Origin of the sequence: Zunongwangia atlantica 22II14-10F7, assembly GCF_002094855.1 — a bacterium.
Classification (GTDB): Bacteria; Bacteroidota; Bacteroidia; order Flavobacteriales; family Flavobacteriaceae; genus Zunongwangia; species Zunongwangia atlantica.
Window position 1 is genome coordinate 1 of sequence record NZ_ARYN01000001.1, and the last position, 22,780, is coordinate 22,780.

At 36.4% G+C, this 22,780-nt stretch carries 13 protein-coding genes; 9 read left to right on the forward strand and 4 right to left on the reverse strand.

Going from position 1 to position 22,780, the window contains the following annotated elements; translation table 11 throughout:
* Positions 1-270: 270 nt before the first annotated feature.
* Complete coding sequence (gene katG / locus IIF7_RS00005) at positions 271-2,523, reverse strand: catalase/peroxidase HPI (RefSeq protein WP_084839656.1); 2,253 nt, start codon at positions 2,521-2,523, stop codon at positions 271-273.
* A 420-nt stretch (positions 2,524-2,943) separates the two neighbouring features.
* Between katG and IIF7_RS00010 the strand changes: the two genes are divergently transcribed.
* Together IIF7_RS00010 and IIF7_RS00015 are read left to right on the forward strand one after the other, a co-directional pair.
* Positions 2,944-5,364: a zinc-dependent metalloprotease gene (locus IIF7_RS00010; RefSeq protein WP_084839657.1), complete on the forward strand. Its 2,421-nt coding sequence runs from the start codon at positions 2,944-2,946 to the stop codon at positions 5,362-5,364.
* 325 nt (positions 5,365-5,689) lie between these two features.
* Positions 5,690-6,175 carry a hypothetical protein gene (locus IIF7_RS00015; RefSeq protein ID WP_084839658.1) on the forward strand — a complete coding sequence of 162 codons (486 nt, stop codon included), beginning with the start codon at positions 5,690-5,692 and terminating at the stop codon, positions 6,173-6,175.
* Between the two features lie 101 nt (positions 6,176-6,276).
* On the opposite strand, the gene IIF7_RS00020 is transcribed toward IIF7_RS00015, so the two are convergent.
* The 3 genes from IIF7_RS00020 to IIF7_RS00030 all read right to left on the reverse strand — a co-directional run bounded on the left by IIF7_RS00020 (position 6,277) and on the right by IIF7_RS00030 (position 8,610).
* The gene (locus IIF7_RS00020; protein WP_084839659.1) at positions 6,277-7,389 is read right to left on the reverse strand and encodes a GAF domain-containing protein; all 1,113 of its coding nucleotides are present in this window, start codon (positions 7,387-7,389) and stop codon (positions 6,277-6,279) included.
* Between the two features lie 116 nt (positions 7,390-7,505).
* Positions 7,506-7,832, reverse strand: a complete 327-nt coding sequence (locus IIF7_RS00025) for a hypothetical protein (RefSeq protein WP_084839660.1) — start codon at positions 7,830-7,832, stop codon at positions 7,506-7,508.
* A 109-nt stretch (positions 7,833-7,941) separates the two neighbouring features.
* Complete coding sequence (locus IIF7_RS00030; RefSeq protein WP_084839661.1) at positions 7,942-8,610, reverse strand: M15 family metallopeptidase; 669 nt, start codon at positions 8,608-8,610, stop codon at positions 7,942-7,944.
* Between the two features lie 73 nt (positions 8,611-8,683).
* Here IIF7_RS00030 and IIF7_RS00035 point away from each other — a divergent pair, with 73 nt between their 5' ends.
* From IIF7_RS00035 to bglX, 7 genes are all read left to right on the forward strand, one after another.
* A complete protein-coding gene (locus IIF7_RS00035) occupies positions 8,684-9,472 on the forward strand; it encodes an XRE family transcriptional regulator (protein WP_084839662.1) in 789 nt (262 codons plus the stop codon).
* Between the two features lie 63 nt (positions 9,473-9,535).
* On the forward strand, positions 9,536-12,307 hold the full coding sequence (locus IIF7_RS00040; RefSeq protein WP_084839663.1) for a helix-turn-helix and ligand-binding sensor domain-containing protein: 2,772 nt from the start codon (positions 9,536-9,538) through the stop codon (positions 12,305-12,307).
* 240 nt (positions 12,308-12,547) lie between these two features.
* Positions 12,548-15,586, forward strand: coding sequence for a SusC/RagA family TonB-linked outer membrane protein (locus IIF7_RS00045; RefSeq protein ID WP_245801449.1), 3,039 nt, complete (start codon positions 12,548-12,550; stop codon positions 15,584-15,586).
* Positions 15,587-15,596: 10 nt separating this feature from the next.
* Positions 15,597-17,093 (forward strand): RagB/SusD family nutrient uptake outer membrane protein, encoded by a 1,497-nt coding sequence (locus tag IIF7_RS00050; protein WP_084839665.1) that lies wholly within the window; start codon positions 15,597-15,599, stop codon positions 17,091-17,093.
* A gap of 10 nt (positions 17,094-17,103) precedes the next feature.
* Positions 17,104-18,732 carry a hypothetical protein gene (locus tag IIF7_RS00055; protein ID WP_084839666.1) on the forward strand — a complete coding sequence of 543 codons (1,629 nt, stop codon included), beginning with the start codon at positions 17,104-17,106 and terminating at the stop codon, positions 18,730-18,732.
* 14 nt (positions 18,733-18,746) lie between these two features.
* On the forward strand, positions 18,747-20,396 hold the full coding sequence (locus IIF7_RS00060) for a family 16 glycosylhydrolase (protein ID WP_176218871.1): 1,650 nt from the start codon (positions 18,747-18,749) through the stop codon (positions 20,394-20,396).
* A 95-nt stretch (positions 20,397-20,491) separates the two neighbouring features.
* Entirely contained in the window at positions 20,492-22,780 is a 2,289-nt protein-coding gene (bglX, locus tag IIF7_RS00065) for a beta-glucosidase BglX (RefSeq protein WP_084839668.1), read from the forward strand.

Sequence of the window (22,780 nt, forward strand, 5' to 3'; positions counted from 1 at the left end):
GTTCAAGTCCCGCTCCGAGTACAAAGACCCTCTTTATCTTATTGATTTAGAGGGTTTTTTGTTTTGGGGATCTTTGTTTATTTACGAGAATGGGTAGAATTTTTACTTTTAATCTTCATTTGCATAATTCATTTCGATAAAAATTTCCTTCGGAGTATCTTTATTAAATTGCTTTCGTGATAATTAAATGACTGGTTTTCTTGTAAGACTATTTTACAAAAAAAAGCAGCTCCATCTAGAAGCTGCTTTTCGATATTTTAGAACGATTTTTTATTTTAAATCAAAGCGATCTAAGTTCATTACTTTGGTCCAGGCTTTAGCAAAATCTTTTAGAAATTTCTCCTGGCTATCAGAACAGGCGTAAACTTCGGCTTGTGCGCGTAGTTCAGAGTTTGAACCAAAAATTAAGTCGGCACGGCTGGCTGTCCATTTAGTGTCTCCTGTTTTTCGATCTTTACCAACAAACTCTGTTTGTGCATCGTTTGTAGAACTCCACGTTGTGCTCATATCCAATAGGTTCATAAAATAATCGTTACTTAAAACCCCCGGCTTTTCAGTAAAAACTCCTTTTTTAGAACCATCGTAGTTAATGTCTAAAACTTTAAGTCCGCCAAAAAGTACGGTAAGTTCTGGTACATTAAGCGTTAGTAATTGCGCTCTGTCGATTAGCATGGTTTCAGCAGAAGTACTTACATCTTCGCTTCCTCTAATATAATTTCTAAAACCATCAGATTCTGGTTCTAAAGCATTAAAGGCATCAGCATCGGTTTGTTCTTCAGTAGCATCGGTACGTCCCGGAGTAAATTCAAGTTTTATATCACTTCCTGCGTCTTCAGCAGCTTTCTCGATTGCGGCATTCCCGGCAAGAACGATAAGATCTGCTAAAGAGATTTTCCTTTCCGAAGAATTATTAAAATCGGCCTGAATTTCTTCTAATTTTGATATAATCTTTTGAAGTTGTGCCGGGTTGTTAACTTCCCAGTTACGTTGTGGCTCTAAACGAATTCTTGCACCATTGGCACCACCACGTTTATCTGAACCTCTAAAAGTTGAAGCTGAAGCCCATGCTGTAGAAACAAGCTCTGAAATCGACAATCCTGAATTTAAAATAGTATCCTTTAAACCTGCAATATCATCATTATTCACCAATTCGTGATCTACCGCTGGTACAGGATCCTGCCAAATCAATTCTTCGTTAGGAACTTCTGGACCTAAATATCTTGAAAGTGGCCCCATATCACGATGCGTAAGTTTAAACCATGCTCTTGCAAAAGCATCGGCAAATTCATCTGGATTTTCGTAGAAATGTCTCGAGATTTTCTCATAATCTGGATCCATTTTAAGTGCAAGATCTGTAGTAAGCATAAAAGGAGCATGCTTTTTATTAGGATCGTGAGCATCTGGAACAGTACCTGCGCCGGCATTATCTTTGGGTTTCCATTGGTGTGCACCTGCGGGGCTTTTAGTAAGCTCCCATTCAAAACCAAATAGATTTTCGAAGAAATTATTGCTCCATTTTGTAGGAGTAGTGGTCCATGCACCTTCTAGTCCGCTTGTGATGGTGTCGCCAGCATTTCCTGTCCCAAAGCTATTTTTCCATCCCAAATTCATTTCTTCAATAGTTGCTCCGGCAGGTTCAGCATCAACATATTTTTCAGGATCGGCAGCACCGTGCGTTTTTCCGAAGCTATGTCCGCCAGCAATTAATGCTACGGTTTCATAATCGTTCATCGCCATACGGCCAAAGGTTTCTCTAATATCTTTAGCAGCGCCCAGTGGATCTGGATTTCCGTTAGGTCCTTCAGGATTTACATAAATTAATCCCATATGCGAAGCACCAAGTGGATTTTCTAGGGTATTACCTTTTTCGTAGCGTTCTTTATTTCCAAGCCATTCACCTTCAGATCCCCAATAAATATCTTCTTCGGGTTCCCAGATATCTTCACGACCACCGGCAAAACCAAAAGTTTCAAACCCCATCGATTCTAAAGCGCAATTTCCGGCAAGGATCATCAAATCTGCCCAGCTAATTTTCTTCCCGTATTTCTGTTTAACAGGCCATAAAAGTAGTCTTGCTTTATCCAAATTCGCGTTATCTGGCCAGCTATTTAAAGGTGCAAAACGTTGTGATCCCGAGCTTGCGCCACCACGACCATCGGCAATACGATACGTCCCAGCGCTATGCCATGCCATTCTGATAAAAAATGGACCGTAATGTCCAAAATCGGCTGGCCACCAATCCTGCGAATCGGTCATTAATTCAAATAGATCTTGTTTTACTGCTTTTAGGTCTAGTTTTTTAAACTCATCAGCATAATTAAAATCCTCGTCCATAGGATTAGTTTTGGAGGAATGCTGACTCAATATTTTTAGATTTAGCTGATTAGGCCACCAATCTTTATTTGTTGTTCCCGTTCCTGCTGTGAAGCTTTTTGCTCCGCCTAGAAAAGGACATTTGCTAGAATCATTTACTTCCCAAACCTTATTGTTATCTGGATTGCCTTGATGATTGTTGTTTGCCATGACTTAAGTTTTTAATTAATACTTGGTTAAAAATAGATAACGAAATGTTATGTTCTTGGGATTTGTAATAGTAAAAAGCTATCGCTTTAATTGCGGAATTTATTGCTTTTTATAAATTATGTATTAATTGGTTAAAAAATACTCTTTAAAATTAACGAATTATAAATTCTAATAAAAGTATTTTTCAGTTTAAGCAGTGGTTATAAAGTTTTCTTTTCTGAAATGATCTGGTAATTTAAAAATCTAGCTACGCTGAAAATATAACTTCAGAATAAATGATGTCGATATTATACATTTTCAAAGATGTTTTTATTCTGAAGGATTTAGCTGAACAGACTAAAGTTTAACCAATGTTTGGGGGCTAGTGTTTTTTCGGCATAAATTGAAGTTTGCTTATCTTGTGGAAAAATTCAAACCTTCATGATAAAAAAAGTACTAGCGATTGGAGTACTTGCAGCCTTAAGTTTTGGCTGTAAAACTTCTAAACCTGTCGCCGAAGCTCCTAAAACCGAAAAGAAAGGAGATTTTAAACCTTATAATAAGGTAATTACGGCCAGTGCCGTTTCAGACAAAGGTTTATTTATTACTCACAGGGTAGATGATAAACTGTATTTCGAAATCCCAGATTCCCTTTTTAATAAAGATATGCTTTGGGTTAGTAGAATTGCTAAAGTGCCATCTGGTTACGGTGGTGGATATGTAAATGCCGGCTCTAAAGTTAACGAGCAGGTAGTGCGTTGGAATAAACGTGGAAAAAATGTAGATATTAAGGTGATGAGCTTTGAGAACCAGAGCGACGAAGAATCACCAATCTATAAATCTGTACAGGCGAATAATTTTGAGCCAATTATGTACAGCGCAAAAATCGAAACCATAAAAGCAGATAGTAGTGCTTATGTAGTTGATGTTACCAGTTTGTTTGAAGACGAAGTTGCCGCAATTAACGGTATGGATGCTTCTTCCAGAAAAAGGTATAAAGTGAGACGTCTTGATAAAAGCAGGTCTTATATAGATGAAGTTCATTCTTTTCCGCAGAATGTAGAAGTAAGGCATGTGATGACTTACGAAGCTGAGGAGCCGCCAGAGAGAGGACAGGCCAGTACCATTTCTATGTTAATGAACCAATCTATGGTTTTGCTTCCTGAAGATAAAATGATGCCTAGAATTGCAGATTATCGTGTAGGATGGTTTACCGTAGGAAAATACGATTATGATTCAGACGCATTAAAATCTGACGATTACCAGATTATTAGAAAATGGAGGTTAATTCCTAAAGATATTGAAGCCTATAAAAAAGGAGAACTGGTAGAACCGGTAAAACCAATTGTATATTATCTGGATCCTGCAACACCAGAACGTTGGAGACCATATTTTAAACAGGGAATTGAAGATTGGAACAAAGCTTTTGAAAAAGCTGGATTTAAAAATGCGATTATCGCTAAAGATCCGCCTTCTAAAGAAGAAGATCCAGATTTTAGTCCAGAAGATGTACGATATTCTGTAGTACGTTATGTGGCCAGTACCACAAGAAATGCGGTAGGACCATCTGTAGTAGACCCAAGAACCGGTGAAATTATAGAAAGTGATATTATCTGGTATCATAATCACCTGCGTTCGTATAGAAATAGATTTATGATCGAGGCTGGTGCGCAAAACCCTAATGCCAGAACACTAGATACTCCTGAAGAGGAAATAGGAGAAATGATGCGTATGGTAATCGCTCATGAGGTTGGGCATGCCTTGGGTTTGCCGCATAATATGAAAGCCAGCGCCGCTTACCCAACAGATTCTTTACGTTCAGCCGAGTTTACTCAAAAATACGGGCTTACACCATCGATTATGGATTATGCTCGTGTAAACTATGTAGCACAGCCAGAAGATAAAGGAGTGCGATATATTAGAATGATGGGGCCTTACGATCTTTATGCGATTAACTGGGGATATCGTTATTTGCCAGATGCAAATACGCCAGATGATGAAAAAGATAGCCTTGATAAATGGATTCTTGAAAAAGCAGGAGATCCTATGTACGAATTTGGTGGAGGTTATGGTGGTTTCGATCCGCAATCTCAAAGAGAGAGTTTAGGTAAAGACCAGGTAAAAGCCAGCGAGTATGGTTTGGCTAATATGAAAAAAGTTGTGCCTAACTTAATCGAATGGACTACAAAAGATGGCTATGGTTATGATGAGTTAGATGAAGTATATGGTGAACTTATTGGTCTTTGGAGAGGTTATCTATATCATGTAGTAACTAATGTAGGAGGAGTTTATGAAACTCGTAAAACTTCAGATCAGGAAGGTGCTGTTTATACTCCGGTTCCAGACGATATTCAGGAAGCTGCAGTTAAATTCTTAAATGATAATGCATTTACAACCCCAGATTGGTTATTAAACAAAGATATTTTAGATCGTATCGAATCTAGCGGGGCAATAGAGCGAGTACAAAGCTTACAATCCAGAGTTTTAAATTACTTACTTAGTGAAGACCGTTTATTGCGAATGATTGAAAACGAGCAGCTTCATGATAGTGAGTATGCAGTGATAGAACTTTTGGAAGATCTACGAAAAGGTATTTTTTCTGAATTATATAGTGGGAAGAAAGTAGATGCTTACCGAAGAAATTTACAACGATCTTATGTAGATATTGCTATTTCTTATATTCAAAAAATTGAAGAAGGAGACGATGTTTCTGGTACAGATATTATTGCTTTAATGAGAGGAGAATTAGAAACACTTCAATCTCAGTTAAACCGTATGCAATATTCTACTTCAGATCGCTTAAGTAGATATCATTATAAAGATTTGATTGCAAGAATAGAAAAAGCATTTTCAGATAAGTAAGAATTGAAAATCACCTTTTATCGATAAAAAGCATCCCTAGTGGATGCTTTTTTGTGTCTTTAATCCATCTAAAAGTTCGTTTATGGTGTGTTTTGGCGATAATACACGTTTTAGCAAGTGTTTTTAAGAAGGTAAATTCTTACTTTATGTATCGATAAAAGACATTTAATTGTTTATTTTGTAATACCTTACTTACAAAATACTGTTAAAATAGACTTTTTTGCAGGTTAAAGTGTTTTTTATCGATTATTAATGTTTTTTGAATGTTCTTTTTTCCTAATTTTATCCCATCGAAATAATTGAAAATCAAATCTTATAGAATCGTATGAAAACAAAATTACTTTTAGGAATCGTTGGAGCTTTTTTAGCAATTGGATGTAGTCAGGAAAGACCAGGTGCAGATACTTTTAACTTAGATGTAGCATTTGAAATTACCGTACAAAATGAAAAAGGAGAAAATCTTTTAGATCCTAAGACCGAGGGTGCTATCAATCCAGAAGACATTAAGTTGTATTATGTTGAAGGTGGTAAAGCCGAGGAAGTATATAATGAAACAAGCGATTTGCCAAAAAGCTTTATGGTTTTTCAAACAGGAGGAACTTACAGAATGAGAATCCTTCAAAATCATGTGGATACTGAAGATCGTCCACTTACATTAATCCAATGGAACGAAACAGATGTTGATACTATCCAAAGTGAATATTTAAAAGGTGATAGATATATCATTCAGGATAAAATCTATTACAATGGTGAATTAAGCTGGTCTACAGGAGACAGTTTTGAGCCATATTTCGAGGTAGTAAAAAACTAAATACTTCATTATTTCTTTAAGATTGAAATATAGAAAAGCGCCTTTTAAGGCGCTTTTTTTATGTCTTAATTTTTAAATTTCGTTGTAAATAAGATCTCAGATTAATATAGACTTTTAAAACTTGTCTTTATTTTTTGATAGTTTTCGTTTAATCCCTGTATTTCTTCGTCAATTTCTTCTGAAACAATTTTTATATATTTAATAATTTCCCGGTTGTTTAAAACATCTTTTTCATCTGAAACTTCCAGCAAGTGAATAAGGCCTAACATATTTGCTATTGGTCTTCGCATTATATGAGAAATATCAAAAATAATTTTCTCTAATAATTCCAAGTAATTTTTCTTATCGGTTATATCTCTAAAACTACCATACCAAACTATTTTTTCTCCAGATGATCTGTCGGGAAAAGCTCTGGATTGATGCCATGCCACACTCTTATCCGGTTTAACCACTCTGTAAGTAATATCCCAGTCTTTTTTGTGCTTTACAGCATCAGCAAAAGTGTTTTTAACCATAAGACGGTCCTCGCTATAGATAAAGTCTAAAGCTTTAAAAGGGGTGTTCTTAAAATCTTCGATGGCAAGCGGCGGAAGCAAATCTTTGATGGTCTCATTAATATAGGTGAACTGAATTTTTTCATCCTCATTAAGCTCTAATTGAAATAAAGCATCCAATGAATGATTGCTGAGTTTGTTGAATTTTGAGATACTTTTTTTAAGCAGGTCATTTTGATTTAAATGCTCTCTTTTATGCTCTAGGTAATCGATAGTTTGATTGGCTAAAATCTGAAGTGCTTTAATTTGAATTTCACTTAAGTTTCGTTGCTTTTTATCGATAACGCATAAAGTGCCTAAAGTAATGCCATTGGAAGTGGTTAATGGAGCACCGGCATAAAATCTTATTTTAGGATCCCCAAGAACAAGCGGATTATTTTTAAACCGAATATCCTCCAATGGATTTTCTACAATAAAGATTTCTTCTGGTTTTTCTATGGCATGTTTACAAAAGGAATCTTCAATTGGTGTTTCTTCAACATCAAGACCAATTTTAGATTTAAACCATTGTTTTTCTTTGCTTACCAGGCTAATAATTGATATTGGGGTGTCGCAAATAGCGGCTGCCATTTGCGTTAATTCGTCCAGAATTTTTTCGGAGGTTTTATCTTTAAATATAAAACCGCTTAATAACTCCTTTCTCAGGATATCTTCTTCCATCTAGCTAAAAATCTTTAACTGCTGAAAAGTAGAAAAAAATATAATTGTAAAAAAGTTAAAAAATTGAGTGTAATTATTTGTTTTACGTAAAATAAGTGATTTTAATTACTTATTTATTAAACTGCTTTGTTTAAATGTGTAGTTTTTTCAGGAAATTGGAATAACTCTTCCTCTTCGGCTTCTTCAGCTTTTATCAAAACAAATTCAGTAGGAGAAGATGCAGTTCGTTTATAAACGATTTTGATTTTGTAATTAAGTGTACGTTCTTCAGTATAAAAAGTTCCGGTTTTTTTATCAAAACCACCTTCAGTAGTACAACAAATACTCTTAATTTGATATTGCTGTACTTTTTCCAGGATCTCTAGATCCAAATCACTTAATTCGTAGCTGTTTTTTAGTTGTTGTAGTCGATTTTGTAGTCTAAGGGATTTGACTTTTTCCATATTTTGATTGATTTTTCACAAAATTAATCGATCATAATTTTAAATTATTATAATCATTTTTAAATATAAGGTTAAAAATCAATAATTTATGTCTTAATTTTGTTAAAGCTTATTTAATAGTGAAATCAAAATAGGTCTCTGGATAAGGTTCTTGTCTTAAAGTGTAATGCCACCACTCTTCACTATAGGCTCTAAATCCATATTTACTCATTATATTTTTTAAGTACTCGCGATTGGCTTTTTGAGTTGCAGTGATTTCTTTGAAATTGTGGTGTGATCGCTCCCCAAAATAATCGTAAGTGCCACCCATATCGATCTCTTTTAGTGTTTTTGCGTCTATAATTGTGAGATCTACGGTGCTTCCCCGGGAGTGGCCAGATTTTGTGGCGATATACCCTAAATTAAAAAGATTGCTTTTTTTCTTTTCAGGATAAAACTGTGCTTTTGTAAGTGTATCCTCTGGTTTACGAGCCCATTCGATAAAACTATTAACCGCTCTTTGTGGGCGGTAGGCATCAAAAATTTTTAGGCAGTAGCCATCATTTTCTAATTCGCGCTGTACTTTTTGTAAAGCGATAGCGGCTTCTTTACTCAAAATAATTTTCTCGGCTTCATAACCGGGAACAGGTTTGCCTGTAAAATTATTGTCTCCAAGATAACGAAGTTCAATTTTTAGATCTGGAATAAGGTCTGATACATAAACAAAACCTTCGGGTAGTTGTGAATAACTCAATTGAATAAAAAATAAGGTAAAAACAAGCGTTATTTTCTTCAGCATAAAAATGTTTTAATAATTGGAATTAATCCAATTTATTTGCATATTGCATAGGAATTATTCCTAATAAAATATTATGGCAGCATCTTCAATCGAAATTAAGCATTTTAAAGAAGTAAGGGAAGAAAATAATTTTACACAGGCTGAATTTGCCGAAATTTTGGGGATTAAAAACTCAACTGCAGATATAGAGCGTGGTAGAACAAAACTCTCTGGAAAGGTTGTGGCTGAGTTATTAAGACAATTTGGAATTAATCCTTTGTGGTTGTTTGGCGATAGTGGGCAAAAATATCTGAAGATTTCTAAAGGAGATGTAAGTCCAAAAGTCGTTACCGTAGATAGAAACAGTGATAACGAAAATATCGTAATGGTAAATCAAAAAGCTGCTGCGGGTTATCCTCATAACGTTCAGGATGTAGAGTGGTATACTCAATTACCTGCTTTTGAAATTCCGTTGCCAGAATTTAGAAATGCCAGTTATCGTGGTTTTCAGGTTGAAGGAGATAGTATGCTGCCAAATTATCGTCCGGGTGAATGGGTGATGGCTAAAGGAGTTGGGAGTATGGACGAGGTAAATAATAATCGTGTGTACGTGGTTGTGATGTACGACTCGGTTTTGATCAAGAAAATTCAGAAATTACCAGATCCTTCAAAATTGTTACTAATCTCTATAAACGAAGAGTATTTGCCGATCGAAGTAAAACTTGGGGACGTTCAGGAACTATGGCAGGTAAATAGTAAGCTTACTTTTAATATCGATAATCCTTCAGAAAACGGACTTTTTCAGCAATTACAACAATCTATGGAAGAATTGAAAAGAGAGCTGCAACAATTTAAAAACAATAATTCTCCAAAGGTTTCTTAGCAGATCATCATCTTTTTATTGTAGTTTTAACAGAATTGATATTTTTACCAAAAGCTATTATGTATGCGTTGGTTAATCCTGTTACTATTATGTATTCCGTCTTTAAGTAAAAGTCAGGAACTCCCGCCAATTACAAATTTTGATACCAAAACCTACAATGCAGGCAACCAAAACTGGATGGTTGGGCAGGGAGATAATAGTTGGATGTATTTTGCTAATAACTCTGGTTTATTGTCTTTTAATGGCGAGCAATGGGCGCTTTATAAAATGAAGGATGGTAGTCCCATACGTTCTGTAAAGGTGGTCGATAGCCTAATTTTTACCGGTGCTTACATGGATTTTGGTTATTGGCAAAAGAATAGTCTTGGTTCATTTAATTATACGTCACTTTTAGATAAATTACCTTCAGAAATTCGTGATGGCGAGCAAATTTGGCACATTGAAGCTTTAGGTAATTATATAGTTTTTCAGAGTTTAAGCAGGCTTTTTAGTTATCATTTAGATAATAGGAGTATTGCCATTACCGATCTTGGAAAAACGATTTCTAACCTTTTTAAATCGGGTAATACTGTTTATTTTCAGGTGGCCGAAGATGGTTTGTATTCTATAAAAAGTGGTGGGATAGAACGAGAGGTTGGTTTTGAACAGCTTGGAGCAAAAGCAATTATACAGGTTTTTGAATGGAATAATCAAAAAGTGGCATTAACCCGTGATGATGGTTTGTTTGCTTTTGGGCAATCTAAATGGGATAAAATAAATGTCCCAAATTATCCAATTTCAGCTAGTTTTTTTTCTGCGGAATATACTAACGATAACAAGTTGGTTTTAGGAAGTATTGGTGATGGATTATTCATCTTAAATCTTTTAGATGGGAATATTCAGCAAATTGTTCAACCAGATATTTTAAATAATACCATTTTATCGGTATTTGAAGATCAATTGGGGCAAATCTGGTGCGGACTAGATAATGGTATTAGCCTTATCGAAAAGGATAGTCAGTTTTCGATATTTTCAGATATTACGGGTAAGCTAGGCACGGTTTATTGCAGTATTATGTTTGAAAATGAATTGTACCTGGGAACCAATCAGGGTTTGTATAAACGTAATGATCGTGAAAGGGATTTTAATTTAATCGAAGGTACCAGCGGCCAGGTTTGGAGTTTACAGGAGTTTAATGATCAGCTTTTTATTGGTCACGATCGTGGTACTTTTACGCTAAAGAAAGATAATTTATCCTATATTTTTGATGGATTGGGAACCTGGCAGATAGTTCCTTTTAAAGATGGTTTTATTCAGGGGCATTATAATGGAATAAGTTATTTTAAGGAAGGCCAAACTTTTAATGAAATCTCGTATTTGGATGGCTTCAATCTCTCTTCGCGTAATATTCTAAATTATAATGATCAAGAAATTTGGGTAGGTCACGATCATAAAGGAATTTTTAAATTGAAGCCAGATTTATCGAATTTCAGTATAAAGCTAGAAAAAAATTATACTGTAGATTATAAAGATGCCTCTGGAATTAAATTGTTTAAGTTTAATGATGATATTTATTATTCTACCGCACAAAGTATTTTTAGATATGATGCTCAAAAAGATATTTTTACTGAAGAAAATCAATTAAATACCGTTTTTAAAGATATAGATCGAAATTCTGGCATTTCTCATATCACCAAAGATGGTAAGTGGTGGTCTTTTTCTGAAAATGAAATGTATTATACCGTTAAAGATGCTTTTCAGGAAGGTTTAAATGTAGAGTCGATTCCGCTTTCTTATGAATTTCGAAATATTTCAAACGGATTTGAAAACTTATCTCAAATTGGCGAAAATCGATATTTAGTAGGAAGTAATCATGGATATGCAATTTTTAATACGCCATTTAAAAAGCATGAAATTCCAGATCTAGAAATTAATAAGATCGAGATTGCAAATAAAGATCTGAATTTTAAAATAATCGATAAAAATCGAGCAAACCCAGTTTTCAAAAACTCAGAGAACTACTTCAATTTTTATTTTAATACACCGGTTTATCAGCGATTTTCCAATATAACCTATAGTTATAGAATTAAAGGTTTTACAGATACCTGGACGCCATTTAGAAATGTAAATATGGCAAATTTTGAAAATCTGCCTTATGGGGATTATGAATTTCAGGTAAAAGCTAAATATGACGGACAGGAAACTAATATTGCCGTTTATCCATTCGTTATAGAAAAGCCCTGGTTCTTATCGAATCTTGCCATTTTTATCTATGTTTTATTCTTAATCATAATAGTACTTGTAATTCATCATTTCTATACCAGATATTACAATAAGCGACATGCTGAAATGATAAAAATAGAAAAGGAGAAAGCTGAATTGCAGCAATTAGAAGCTGCGCAGGAAATCATGCAACTTAAAAATGAACAGTTAGAAGCTGATGTGTCCTCAAAAAATAGGGAATTGGCGGCATCAACGATGAGTATTATACGTAAGAGTGAGGTACTTAATCAAATAAAGAATGAGCTAGGCGCAGTTTCAAAATTAGAAGATATTAAAGCCGTTTTAAAAACGATTGATGCTAATATTAATGAAGAAGATAACTGGAAATTCTTCAAAGAGGCTTTCGATAATGCAGATAAGGATTTTCTACAAACCGTTAAAGCGAAACATCCTAATTTGACTTCTAATGATTTAAAACTTTGCGCATACTTACGTCTTAATTTATCTTCAAAGGAAATAGCTCCTCTATTAAATATTTCTGTAAGAAGTGTAGAAATTAAACGATATCGTTTGAGGAAAAAGATGGATTTAGCTCATGAAGAAGGTTTGGTAGAGTACATCTTAAGTTTCTAATTCCTTTACAAGTGTAAAATTTACCTCAACATTACCACAACATTATCGTATATTTCTCATTGTCTGTGTTTTAAGCAATCATTTTTAAATTCATTGTAATCACTATTTATACAGGTGTTTATTGCTGAATCCTCAATTTTAACACTGTATTTTTGAAATGTATACTTTTTGTAAGGGTTTTAAATTCTTGTTAAGCTTTTATTAAATACTAATTTGCATACCAAACAAAACAATCAACAAATGAATAGAGTACTGTTACTTATTTTATTTTGTATGCTTTCATTTGGCATACACGCTCAAACGTTTTCGGTTTCGGGTACAGTTTCAGAAGATGAAACACAAATGCCATTACCCGGTGTTAACGTTGTAGTGAAAGGAACAACTAATGGAGTAATTACCGATTTTGATGGTAATTTTTCAATAGAAGATGTTTCTATGGGAGATGTGCTTGTATTTTCTTATATAGGATATACAAGTAAAGAAGTTACCATTACCAATCAGGATGCGGTTAATGTTATCCTTGCTGTAGATTCCCAGGCATTAGATGAAGTATTGGTTATTGGATATGGTGAGCAAAAGAAAAGGGATATCACCGGTGCGGTTTCTAATGTAGGAGCTGAAACTATTTCTAAACTAGAGCCTGTAAATGCCGCCCAGGCTTTACAAGGAACAACTTCTGGGGTTAATGTAACACCAACAGGAGGTTCTCCGGGAGCCGAATCGAACATTAGGATTCGTGGAATTTCAACAAACGGGCAGAACAAACCACTAGTAATTCTGGATGGTTTTCAATATGAAGGAGGATTAAATAGTATAAACCCTCAGGATATCGAAAACATCACCGTATTAAAAGATGCTCAGGCTGCTATTTATGGTACCATAGGTGCGAATGGTGTGATCTTGGTAACTACCAAATCTGGTAAGAAAAATCAAAAAGCAAAGGTTTCTTACGAGGGATATACTGGTATCCAGGAAACGACCAGAAAATTACCAGTTTTAAATGCTACAGAATATGCACTTATTTTAAACGAAAGCTATGCTAATGCAGGGCAATCTTTACCATTTTCTAATGTAAATGGTCTTGGCGCTGGTACAGATTGGCAGGATGAAGTTTTTCAGGAAGCGATGGTGACAAGCCATAACCTTTCTATAGTTGGTGGGGAAGAGAAGATCACTTATTCTATTGGTGCTTCAAATTTAAAGCAGAAAGGTATTATTTCTCCTGAAAAATCACAATTTGAGCGTAGTACTGCTAAAATTACTTTAAATGCAGATCTTACCGATAAGCTTAATGTTCAGACAAAGTTATTTTACAATAGTACAGAAAGTAGTACGGTAAACAGCTTTAGTTTAGGATCTGTTTTATTTAATGCCGCGAATATTGCGCCGACTATAGATCCTTCAGTAAGTAATTTAGACGGACAAATAAATCTAGGAAACGAGGTGGTGAATCCATTAACACAACTAGATAATACGTATAATAAATACATTACTAATCGTTTAAGTGGTACAGTGCAGGCAAGTTTAGATTATGCTACTAATCTAAATCTACAGGCTCGTATCGGTTTCAATACAAGCAATACTAAGAATAGAGAGTTTACGCCTCAATTTAATTATGGTACGGGTAAGATCTATACCAATACAAATAGCTCGGTTACGCTTGGAAAGATAAACGATAACGATTATACGTTCGATCTTTTTAATACCTACGAAAATACATTTGCAGATGCGCACGATGTAACCTTTTTGGTAGGGATGACGGCTTACGAAACTAATGGTGAAGGTCTTTATGGATCAAGAACCGGAGTGCAAGCCAATAGCTGGGAGTTCGCAGATCTTAGTAGTGCAAATGGTGCTGGAGAAGAGCAAACAAACTCTTCATATTCTTATAAGCTAAGAAGACTGTCTTACTTTGGACGTATTCAGTATGCATTTCAGGATAAATATTTATTATCTGCAATGTTACGTCGTGATAGTTCAACCAAATTTGGACCAAATAATCGTGTAGCTTATTTTCCATCAGCAACTGCAGGTTGGGTGATTTCAGAAGAAAACTTCTTTAACGAAGATGGATTCCTTAATTTCTTAAAACTACGTGGTAGTTACGGGGTGTTAGGAAACGATCAAATTCCAGATTTTGGATATTTAGCTTTATTGAATGGTGAAGCAACTTATGTGCTTGGCCAAGAGCAATTATTAGTAAATGGTCGTGCCTTGGGCCAATTGGCGAACCCAAATTTACAATGGGAAGAGGCGAAGAAATTTGATGTTGGTTTAGATGCTAACTTCTTAGATAGAAAATTCGAATTTACAGTAGATTACTTTATCAATAATCGTGATAATTTATTAATCTCTAATATTCCGGTTTCAGGAATTTATGGGGTAGGAGCACCTGCCTCGGGTAGTCCTACTATTAATGCAGGTTCTGTTAGAAACGCAGGTTGGGAATTTGCTTTAAGTTATAATAACAAGTTTAACGACGACTTTTCTTTAAATGCTTCATTCAACGTAAGTACGCTGGATAATGAAGTTACTCAGGTAAACGGAACCAATTTTATTGAAGACGGAGACTTTGGTGTTGGTCAGCCTTTAATTTCAAGAATGGAAGAAGGTAAACCAATTGGTTATTTCTACGGATATCAAACCGATGGGATCTTCCAAAATCAAGCTGAAGTAGATGCGCATCCTTCTCAATTAGCTTTAGGTGCAGAGGCAATGCCTGGAGATATTAGATATCGTGATCTAAATGGAGACGGAGTGATAGATAATAACGACCGTACAGATCTAGGTAATCCAATTCCAGAGGTGACCTTAGGTTTTAATTTTGGCTTCAACTTTAAGAATTTTGATTTCGCAACCTATATGTTCTCTAACCTTGGGAATGATATTGTGCGTAACTACGAAAGAGATCAGCCTAACGTAAATAAAATGAGCTATGTGTTAGATCGTTGGACGGGTGCTGGTACAAGCAACACTGTTCCAAGAGTAACAACAGCAGCGACCGCAAACAAAGTATTCTCAGATTTTTATATCGAAGATGGTTCTTTCGCAAGAATCCAAACCGTGAGTTTAGGATACACGATTCCGTCTGAATTTACTCAGAAGGTTTCTATCGATAGATTCAGAGTTTACGGAAAAGTAGATAACGTATACACGTTTACTGAATATTCTGGTTACGATCCTACAGCTTCATCGGGAGAGCCAATTGGTGGAGGGATCGATCTAGGTTTCTATCCATTACCAAGAACGTATATGTTAGGTGTAAATCTTGAATTTTAAAAAAATGATGATGAAGATAAATATCAAAAGAAATATAATTTTGGCAGCAATTGCCGCTTCGCTGGGGATTACTTCCTGCGGAGATGATTATGTAGAAGTAGATCCACCTTATGGGATTAACTCAGATTCTTACTTCACTACAGAAGATGATTATTATAACGCTTTGATAGGAACTTACGATATTCTACAAAGTACTTATGTAAATGTGATCTTAGGAGAGATAGCATCAGATAATGCTAATGCTGGTGGAGAAAGTGCAACAGATGTGATTGGATGGCAACAGGTAGACCGTATGCAACATACCCCTGTAAACGATAATCTTGATGATATTTGGGATTGGAATTTTGCAGGTGTTTATCGTGCAAGTTTTGTGTTAGAAAATGCCGATAATATCGATTTTGAAGGTAAATCTCAATTATTAGCCGAGGCTTACTTTTTAAGAGCTTATTTCAATTTTGAATTATTAAAATGGTTTGGTCCTATTCCTATTAAACCTGAAGGGCGTTTTACTTTAGGTGAGGCGCAAACTATCCCAAGAGCTTCCAGAAGTGAAGTTTATGCGCTAATTGAGCAGGATCTGGCATACGCCGAAGAAAACTTAGCGATAAATGCTCCTGAAGTTGGTCGTGTAACTAAAGGTGCTGCGCAGGCTTTACTTGGTAAAGTGTATTTATATCAGGATAAATTCTCTGAAGCTGCAACAGAACTTCAAAAAGTGATCAATTCTGGTCAATATCACCTTTATGGTACTCAGGGTAGTGAAAACTATGAAAACCTTTTTGAATATTCTGCAGAGAATAGCGCCGAATCTGTTTTCGAAATTCAGTATACAGGTACAGAAGGTGCAGGTTTTGAATGTTTACAATGTAGTGAAGGAAACGTAATGGTTGGATTTAGCGGAATTCGTGGATATTCTGGTCCTGTTTTCGAATCTGGTTACGGTTTCAACCTTCCTACAGAAGAAGCTTATAATTCTTTTGAAGATGGAGATCTAAGACAGGATGTTAGTGTTTTGGATATTGATGCATGGGCTTCAGAAACTGGTGCTTCTTATAATATAGGAAACCAGGATGAGGTAACTGGTCATACTGGCTATTACAACCGCAAATATTTACCACGACAAAATGATAATCTTGGAGATGCCAATTTAACGCAACCTAATAATTATAGAGCTATTAGATATGCAGATGTTTTGCTTATGGCTGCTGAAGCTTTAAATCGTGGAGGAATAAATGATTCTCAAGCATTATCTTACTTAAATATGGTAAGAGATCGTGCTGGTTTAGACGCTGCAGATCTTAGTGGTTCTGCACTTACTGAGCAAATTTATCAGGATAGAAGATCTGAAATGATTGGAGAGGGGCATCGATTCTTTGACCTGGTAAGAACAGGTAGAGCCGAGCAGTTTATCGATGGTTTCACAGCAAATAAGAACGAGGTTTTTCCTATTCCGTTAGAAGAAATACAATTCGCTCAGGGTAACTGGGATCAAAACACTGGTTATTAAAATATAGATTATGAAGAATTATATAAAATCAATTATAGCATGCTTTTCTTTTCTTCTATTATCGTCATGTTCAGATGATGATAGTCTGGAAAGCGTAGAAATTGCAATGCCCTCAGATATCTCTGCTCAGTTTACTGTAAAGCAGGATAATTCTGGTGAAGTAAGCATATTGCCTTCGGCTACTGGAGCAAATATGTTTAGTGTAGATTTTGGAGATGGTAGCGAAGTTTCAGATTCATTTGCTCCGGGAACTCAGGTAGATCATACGTATGCTGAAGGGCAATACGATGTAACTATCTACGCGATGAACCTTAATGGAGAGGTTGCTGAAGCTTCTCAATCTTTAAACGTTTCGTTCTTAGCTCCAGAGAATCTGGAAGTAACGATTACCCCAACTCAAACCAATCCTTACGAGATTACGGTGAGTGCAACGGCAGATAATGCTTCTGGTTATGAGGTTTATTTTGGTGAAACAGCAGATGAAACTCCTGTATTATTGATGCAGGGAGAAACTGCATCTTACGAATATAGTGATGTAGGGACTTATACAGTAAGAGTAGTCGCCTTAAGTGGAGGAGCTGCAACTACAGAGTATACAGAAGAAGTTGTTATCGATGGCGCTAGCGGCGCGGTAACATTCCCTATAACTTTTGATGACGCAACAGTAGACTATCAATTTGTAACCTTTAATGGCGCAAGTTTCGAAGTAGTTAGTAATCCTCAACAATCAGGAATTCATAATGTAGAAACTAATGTTGGGGCGATCACTAATTCTGGTAATGCTTACGAAGGTGGATCTTTCAATTTAGGTGGGGCTCTGGATTTCAGTGGAGACAATAAACTAATTACACTTAAATTTTATTCTGAAGTTTCTGTTCCTATTCTTCTAAAATTAGAAGGCGGAGTGAACGGAGAGCGTCAAAATGAAGTAGTCGTAACTCACGGTGGTACAGGATGGGAAGAACTTACTTTCGATTTTAATACGGCAACGAAGAGTTACATCGACGGTAGCCAGGGAGTTGGCGAGGCATTTGTTCCAACTGGCCAATACGGTACTGTAACTATGTTTGTTGATGGTCCTGGTGAAACAAGCGGTACATTCTATATCGACGATCTTATGCAAACTAATGGAGCAGTTTCCGGACCGCAGGCTGCTGCGCCGGTTCCTTCTTTGGATGCAGCAAATGTGATCTCTTTATTCAGTAATGCATACTCAAATGTAAATGTGAATACCTGGAGAACAGATTGGTCTGTAGCCGAATATGAAGAAGTGAGTATAGAAGGCGATGCTGTTAAAAAATACTCTGCTTTAGATTATGTGGGTATAGAAGCAACTTCACCAATGATCGATGCTTCTGCAATGACTCATTTTCACGTAGATGTATGGTCTTCAGACTTTACTGAATTCCGAGTAAAACTGGTAGATTTTGGATCAGATGCGGCTTATGGTGGCGGCGATGATGTAGAACACGAACTGGTATTTTCAGCTCCGGCGCAAGGCGAATGGGTAAGCATGGATATTGCTTTAAGTGATTTTACCAACCTTGTAACTAAGGGACATATTGCTCAGATCATATTCTCTGGAAATCCTACGGGACAGCATACGGTTTATATTGATAACGTGTATTTCCATAATTAAAAATTAGACGTAAAATGAAGAATTTTAAATATATACTAGGCCTTTTGATCATTCTTGGTAGCTTTTTACAAAGCTGCCAGGATGATGATCACGACTTTGGAGAAGTCGTGGCGCCTTCAAATCTTTCTTTAGAAGCAACTATTGTAAATGCAGATGATGATAATCCTTATGGAGACGGTAGCGGGCAGGTGCAGTTTGTGGCTTCAGCAGATAATGCGATAAACTACAAATTCGCTTTTGGAGATAATACTTCAACTAATGTTTCAGATGGTAATGTAATGCATTCGTTTACTTCAACAGGAGTAAATGAATATGTGGTGACCGTGATCGCTACCGGTACAGGTGGTACGGCATCTTCAATGACAACTACAGTAACTGTGTTTAGTGAATTTGATGATCCAGAGACCAAATCTTTACTAACAGGAGACGATACTAAAACATGGTATGTGGCAGCTGCACTACCAGCTCATTTAGGAGTTGGGCCGGTGGAAACTGTAACACCAGATTATTATGCTGCTGCACCGTTCGAGAAAACAGGAAATCCTTGTTTCTACGACGATATGATCACTTTTAGTTTAGATGCTAATAATAATATCGTATTTAATCATGATAACAACGATGCTACATTTTTTAACGTAGATTTCTTAAGCGTTGGTGGTGGCGGAGGCTCAGAAGATCAATGTCTTACATTCGATACTTCTGGCAATAAATTCGTAAATCTAGCTTCAGCGCAATCTGGCTTGGGAGAAGATGTTTCTACCGGCACGCAAATGATGATCTCAGATGGTGGTTTTATGTCTTATTACATAGGTACAAGTACTTACGAAATCCTAGAGATTACAGATGATTATTTATATGTACGCGGAATTCCTGGTTCTAATCCTGCATTAGCATGGTATTTAAAATTCACTACAGATCCTGATGGAGGAGCTGGAGGAGGAAACCAATCTGCTGAAGGAAGTGAGTTAGAAACTGAATTCGAAAACCTTGTTTGGGAAGAGGAATTTGATGGCGCCGCTTTAGATACCGATAGCTGGAATATTGAAACTGGTAATGGTGATAATGGTTGGGGAAATAACGAAAGCCAGTATTACACAGCAGATAATGCAGTAGTAAGTGACGGTACTTTAAAGATCAATGCGATTGCTGAAAATACAAATGGATTCGATTATTCTTCAGCAAGAATAACAACGATGGACAAGCAGGAGTTTGAATATGGTAGAGTGGAGGTGCGAGCTAAGCTTCCTTCTGCTGCCGGAACCTGGCCTGCGATCTGGATGTTGGGATCCAATTTTGCTGAAGTTGGTTGGCCAAATAGTGGAGAGATCGATATTATGGAACATGTAGGTAACGATCTTGGAGAAGTTTTAGGCACTCTTCACATGCCAGGAAACTCTGGTGGCGAAGGAATTTCTAAAGGAACGGAAGTTGAAAATGTGGAATCTGAATTCCATACCTATACTCTAGAGTGGACTGCAGATCATATTCTTTTTGCTGTAGATAACGTAGTGTTTCATGAATTTGAAAACAATGCAAGCACACCATTTAATCAGCCATTTTTCTTAATTCTGAATGTGGCAATGGGTGGTAATCTAGGAGGAACAATAGATCCTAATTTTACTCAGGATACTATGGAAGTAGATTATGTGAAAGTTTTTCAATAAAGAAAATACATAATTTCAGGTTTGATTTTTAATGAAATAGGGGTTGCCTGGAGGTTAAGCTGTTCTTCCTCGTAGCCCTTATTTAATTTTTGGATATGAAAAAAAGACTAGCAATAATAGGAGTATTTCTGTCATTAGGTTTACTGGCATTCTCCACCTATAAAAAGCCTGTGGTAAAATCTACAGATCCAGCCGATATAGAACAAAAAGTAGATTCGGTTTTGGCTTTAATGACGCTCGAAGAAAAAATCGGGCAGATGGTACAATATAACGGAAGCTGGGATGTAACCGGTCCCGCTACCGGAACAGATAACGAAAAGAAACTCGAGAATCTTAAAAATGGTCTTGTTGGTTCTATGCTTAACGTGACTTCTGTAGAGCACACGCGTGAAGCACAAAAGATCGTGATGGAAAATAGCCGACTAAAAATTCCGTTGATTTTTGGTTATGATGTAATCCATGGGTATCAAACAATGTTTCCTGTGCCACTTGGAGAAAGTGCGAGTTGGGATCTAGAATTGATGGAAAAAACGGCAAGAGTGGCGGGTAGAGAAACTGCAGCTGCCGGAGTTCACTGGACGTTTGCGCCAATGATGGATATTTCTCGCGATGCCCGTTGGGGTAGAATTATGGAAGGTGCGGGTGAAGATCCTTTTCTTAATTCGAAAATTGCTGTGGCGAGAATTAAAGGATTTCAGGGAGACGATCTCTCAGATGCTAAAACTATCGCAGCCTGTGCTAAGCACTTTGCAGGTTATGGTTTTGCTGAAGCTGGTAGAGATTATAATACTGTAAACGTTGGAATTTACGAGTTAAATAACACGATCTTGCCTCCGTTTAAAGCAGCTGCAGATGCAGGTGTAGCTACTTTCATGAACTCATTTAACGAAATAGACGGAGTGCCGGCAACCGCAAGTACTTATTTACAAAGAGATTTACTGAAAGGTGATTGGGACTGGGACGGATTTGTAGTTTCAGATTGGGGTTCTATAACCGAGCTTATTCCGCATGGCGTTGCAAAGGATAAAAAAGCTGCTGCAAAATTAGCAGTAAAAGCCGGAAGCGACATGGATATGGAAGGTGGCGCGTACGAGTCTTCTTTGAAAGAATTGATCGAGGAGGGTAAAGTTGATGAAAAGTTGATCGACGATGCAGTAAAACGAATTCTTCGAGTAAAGTTCAGATTGGGGCTTTTTGATGATCCTTATAAATATTGTGATGAAGCCTTCGAGAAATCTGAATTATATTCTGAAGCTAATCAACAAGTCTCTTTAGAAGCCGGGAAAAAATCGATCGTTCTTTTAAAAAATGAGAATGATATTTTACCAATCTCAAATTCGATAAAAAACATCGCTGTTATTGGACCACTGGCGAACGATAAAGATTCGCCGCTTGGTAACTGGAGAGCACATGCTGTGGAGAATTCGGCTGTTTCAGTTTTAGAAGGAATAAAAAATCATGCACCAAAAGGTGTAAAAGTATCTTATGCTGAAGGTGCTAAGCTTTCTACCGGAGATCGTTCATTCTTAAACCCCATGACCTTCAATGAAGATGATAAAAGTGGTTTTGCTGAAGCTGAAAAATTAGCAAAAGCATCAGATTTGGTGGTTTTGGTTGTTGGTGAAGATGCTTTTCAGACAGGAGAAGGGCGTAGCCAGGCAAATATTGGATTTGCCGGAGTTCAGGACGATCTTATTAAAACCATTCAAAAAGCGAATAAAAATGTAGTGATGGTTTTAATGAATGGTCGCCCAATGGATCTTAATTGGAGTGCAAAAAATGTTCCTGCAATCGTAGAATCTTGGTTTTTAGGTTCACAACATGGTAATGCGGTGGCCGAAGTTTTATTCGGTAAGTACAATCCTTCGGGAAAATTACCGGTTTCTTTTCCGCAGAATTCAGGAATGGAACCTTTGTATTATAACCAAAAAAGCACCGGTAGACCAGATGGTGGCGCCCAAGTAACCTATTCGCATTACACAGATTCGCCAAGAGAAGCGTTGTTTCCTTTTGGATTCGGACTTAGTTATTCTGATTTTGAATATGGGGACATCAACTTAAGTGCTAATTCATTTTCTGAAAATGGAGAAATAGAAGCTACAATTTCAGTAAAAAATACAGGGAAAATGGCCGGTGAAGAAACCGTTCAGTTGTATTTGCATGATCTGGTAGGAAGCATTACAAGACCAAATCTAGAATTAAAAGCTTTTGAAAAAGTTTCTTTAGCGCCAGGTGAAAGCAAAACCGTGAAGTTTACTATCGATAAAGAAATGATCACCTATTTTACGGCTAATAAAAAATGGGAAGCTGAAGCCGGTGATTTTGAAGTGATGATTGGTGGAAATTCTGTAGATCTTAAAAAAGCTAATTTTGAATTTAAATAA